The sequence below is a fragment of the Paucilactobacillus oligofermentans DSM 15707 = LMG 22743 genome, assembly GCF_001434315.1.
GTDB classification, from domain to species: domain Bacteria; phylum Bacillota; class Bacilli; order Lactobacillales; family Lactobacillaceae; genus Paucilactobacillus; species Paucilactobacillus oligofermentans.
Genome location: NZ_AZFE01000027.1, coordinates 1 through 3,613, shown reverse-complemented (window position 1 = coordinate 3,613; position 3,613 = coordinate 1). Strand labels below are relative to the sequence as shown.

The window sequence follows — 3,613 nt, the reverse complement described above, 5'->3', positions numbered from 1 at the left end:
CTAGTCTTAATTGGCATTCGAGTCGGATCGCATGATCGTTTATTTCCTGGTCAAAATCGTTCCAAAAGGTATCGAAAAAATGACGAATAAGAGAAGTCATTTATACCATATAAAAACAAATAACCCCCAACATCTACATTATAGATATTGGGGGTTATTTTAACAATGATTTTGAGGGGTTATTTGTGCCTTTTTTTAATCGCCCCTATAAAACAGCCCCCGTTATCTAGTGGATAGATAATAGGGGCTGTTTTTTTGTTTAATGGTATTATAGGTACTATATTAGTATGAATATATTGGAGAAATAACATGTATAAAAACATCAAATAAATCGTCAGCGGATTGGGCGCTTTTATAATTGCCCAATGGCTCTATCATACTCTGTCACAATATCCAAACATCAATATTTGGCTGGCTAGACTGCTTCCTATTCTTATCATTTTTATTGTGTTCTTTTCTCTGCAATGGATAATCAACACATTTGAAAAGTAACCTTATAAATTTTAGTTATTATATTGGGCTGAAACCCTTGCTACAAGCGGACTAGCAAAAATGCAAGCTCGACAAAAACATAACTAAATAATCTATTGCTCTTATGATGATATTTTACCAAACGAGAAAAACTAGTCCGGAATATCAGCATAAGAGCAAGTGTGTTAATCAGTCCGTATTAGATAGTTTTCCGTCGACAATTTTGTAGACATTATCAGAAAACTCTCGCAGACGATCATCGTGCGTGACGATGACGACTGCTTTTTCCTCGTCATGCGCAATATTAGCAAAAAGTTGGCCAACTTCTTTGACACGTGCCGTATCTAATGCTGCCGTAGGTTCATCGGCTAGGATGATCGCCGGGTCTGTATACAACGCACGGGCAATTGCAACGCGCTGTTGTTGACCGCCAGACAATTCGCCAGGGTATTTGTTTAATAATTTTTGAATGCCTAGCGTTTCAATAATTTTGTCAAATCCATCTTGACTGAGGTTATTGTTAGGCTTCACCTGGTCAACAAGTTTGAATTGGTCTGCTACGGTTAAATATGGCACGAGATTGTACGCCTGTAAGACGAAACCGATTTGTTCAAGTCGTGTTTTTTCGGCTTCTTTGGTACTCAAATCACTGATGTCGTGACCATTCAAACGAACTGAGCCGTCTGTTGGTGTCTGTAACCCGCCTAAAATGGTTAGCAAGGTACTTTTACCAGATCCTGAAGGACCAATGATAAGCGACACCTCACCAGCTTTAAACGCTAAACTGACGTCTTCTAGTGCCGTAACTAAATTGGTTTTCTGACCAAATTGTTTCGTCACGTGTTCAAGGGCTAGTTTTTCTTCACGCATCTTTTTAACCTCCAATTACTGATACCGGATCAATCTTACTAATCACACGAATCGGAATGATTGCACCCAGTAACCCGGTTACCATCAATCCGGCCGCAATGAGTCCCATCAATCCCCAATCAAATGCCATTGGTACGCTATCTGGAATCCCAAATTCAGTTAATGCCGATAGTACAGCACCAACGACGATACCAGTTGCCATAATAAAGAACGTCTCAAATAACGTATTTTGGGCCAAGAAACGATTTGGAATGCCTTGTGCACGCAAAACTGCCAAGTTAGGCAATTTTTGAACCGTTAGAATGTAGAGGAAGATGGTAATCACAATCAATGAAATGACAATCAGGAAGCCAATCATGAGACCAAACGTCGCTTTTTGCGGTGTATAACCTGGCAATTTATTGATAAAGGCTTGGTATGAATAAGTCTTTAATGCTTTATCATCGACCGATTGTGACGTTTTTGAAGTAACTACGCTACCTTGGAATTGATCTGACACGCCCTTAATGACACGCCATTGCGCTAACGCGCCATAAATAACAGGTGCGGTGTTATACGTGGCATTTTTCGCATAACCCACGATTTTATATTTCGTATCAGATAACCCAATCGAAATTTTATCCCCCATACCGTAAATATCCTTATCAACTGAGTCAGCGAGGACGACTTCGTTAGCTGCCTTTGGCAAGTGCCCCTTGGTTAATTGTAGGTTTTTAGAGATGTACTCGTCGTTATTCATCCCAACGAATTGTGCGGATTCACGTTTTCCGCCAATTTTCATATTAACTGGTGTAATGCCAAGTGTTGCGGTTTTGTCGTCGCTTAACTGATCCACCTGTTTCGTTGTCAGTAATGACTGTCCGGCATTGCCATTAGCGTCTTTGGTCATTACAAAGGACTTAGACTGCCAGCTGTCCACCGCAGCGGTGTTAGCTGTTGCCAGCCCGAGCGCCAGGGCACTTAAAATGAAAATCAAATAACTGATTAAGACGACGACTGTTAGAATCAAGCCGTACCGTAGTTTTTCTTTTTTAATCTCTCTAATTGCTAAAAACATTTGTTCCTCCTGTATTTGTTGCAGTTCAGCAAACTTACTATACACAAGTATACATGCTCTTATGATGAGATTCCGGACTAGTTTTGCTAGTTTGGTAAAATATCATCATAGGAGCATTTTTATTTATGGTTACACGTTATGAAGAGGACTTAAAAAAGTCCATTGTGGAGATGGTTAAAGCGGGACGACGATCCGATGAATTATCCAAGGAATACGGTCCTTCAGCCGATTCAATTCGGAATTGGGTTAAAGGCGCTAAATCAGTTGAGCTAGAAGACGGTACTGAAGTAACGTCCAAAGAATTCAAACAACTTCAAAGGGAAAATCAGCGATTAAAGGAGGAACTTGAAATTTTAAAAGCTGCGGCGGTGTTACTGGGAAAGCATTAGGACGAATTAATTGCCTTGTCTTCATAGAAGATCAGTTATTGCGACACCGCTTATCAATTATTCTTTCGGCACTGAAATTACCGCGCAGTACCTATTACCATTGGAAAAGATATCAACCTAGTCAACACGAACGTGTTGATAATCAGCTCAAAGAAAAAATTGAATTGATTTGGGAAAATAATTATCGTGCCTATGGTTATCCACGAATAACGATGGTGCTTCGCAAGTCAGGCATCTGTGTTGGGTCAAAACGAATTTTACGATTAATGAGGGAAATGGAGATTCACTCTTTAATGAATCGGCGATTTAAAAAACCTGGCACTCATGTGGATCATTCACAACGCCCCAATTTAATCAAGCACCAGCCCAATGCAAGGATATGGCGTGCTGACATTACTTATTTGGAATTACGTCCAGGAACCTGGGTTTATCTCAGTTCTATTTACGAACCAAAGGTTCATCAAGTTCTTGCTTTCAAGATTGGTCGTCAGATGGAGGCGACGTTAGTTGTAGAAACGATTAATCAGGCGCTTGAATGTCATCAAAAGCCACAATATTTTCACTCTGACATGGGTTCACAGTACACCAGCAACGAAGTTGAAACTTTACTTGAACGGCATCAGATTAGCCACTCATACTCAAAACAAGGTTATCCTTATGATAATGGGCCAATTGAAGCTTTTCACTCATTGTTGAAGAGAGAGTTTGCCTTTCAAACAACTTTTTCCAATTTTGAGGACTTGGTAATCCGAACCTCAAATTACATCAGTTGGTTTAATTCCGACAGAATTAGAACGAGTGTTTAGAAAAAGATGTGCCATTTATT

3 protein-coding genes and 1 pseudogene are annotated in these 3,613 nt (G+C 39.9%); 2 read left to right on the top strand and 2 right to left on the bottom strand.

The features are described from left to right. Positions 1-90: pseudogene (locus FC70_RS09115) on the top strand (type II toxin-antitoxin system YafQ family toxin); the annotation flags it as partial. A 570-nt stretch (positions 91-660) separates the two neighbouring features. Here FC70_RS09115 and FC70_RS02655 read toward each other — a convergent pair. Both FC70_RS02655 and FC70_RS02650 read right to left on the bottom strand, forming a co-directional pair. Further along, the gene (locus FC70_RS02655; protein ID WP_046811108.1) at positions 661-1,341 is read right to left on the bottom strand and encodes an ABC transporter ATP-binding protein; all 681 of its coding nucleotides are present in this window, start codon (positions 1,339-1,341) and stop codon (positions 661-663) included. Between the two features lie 4 nt (positions 1,342-1,345). After that, a complete protein-coding gene (locus FC70_RS02650; RefSeq protein WP_057889473.1) occupies positions 1,346-2,398 on the bottom strand; it encodes an ABC transporter permease in 1,053 nt (350 codons plus the stop codon). Positions 2,399-2,523: 125 nt separating this feature from the next. Here FC70_RS02650 and FC70_RS02640 point away from each other — a divergent pair. Then, positions 2,524-3,593, top strand: a protein-coding gene (locus FC70_RS02640) for an IS3 family transposase (protein ID WP_112278733.1) whose coding sequence is annotated in 2 segments (ribosomal slippage) — positions 2,524-2,752 and positions 2,752-3,593 — 1,071 coding nt in all. Because the reading frame shifts where the segments join, the coding sequence is not laid out codon by codon here. Positions 3,594-3,613 lie beyond the last annotated feature (20 nt).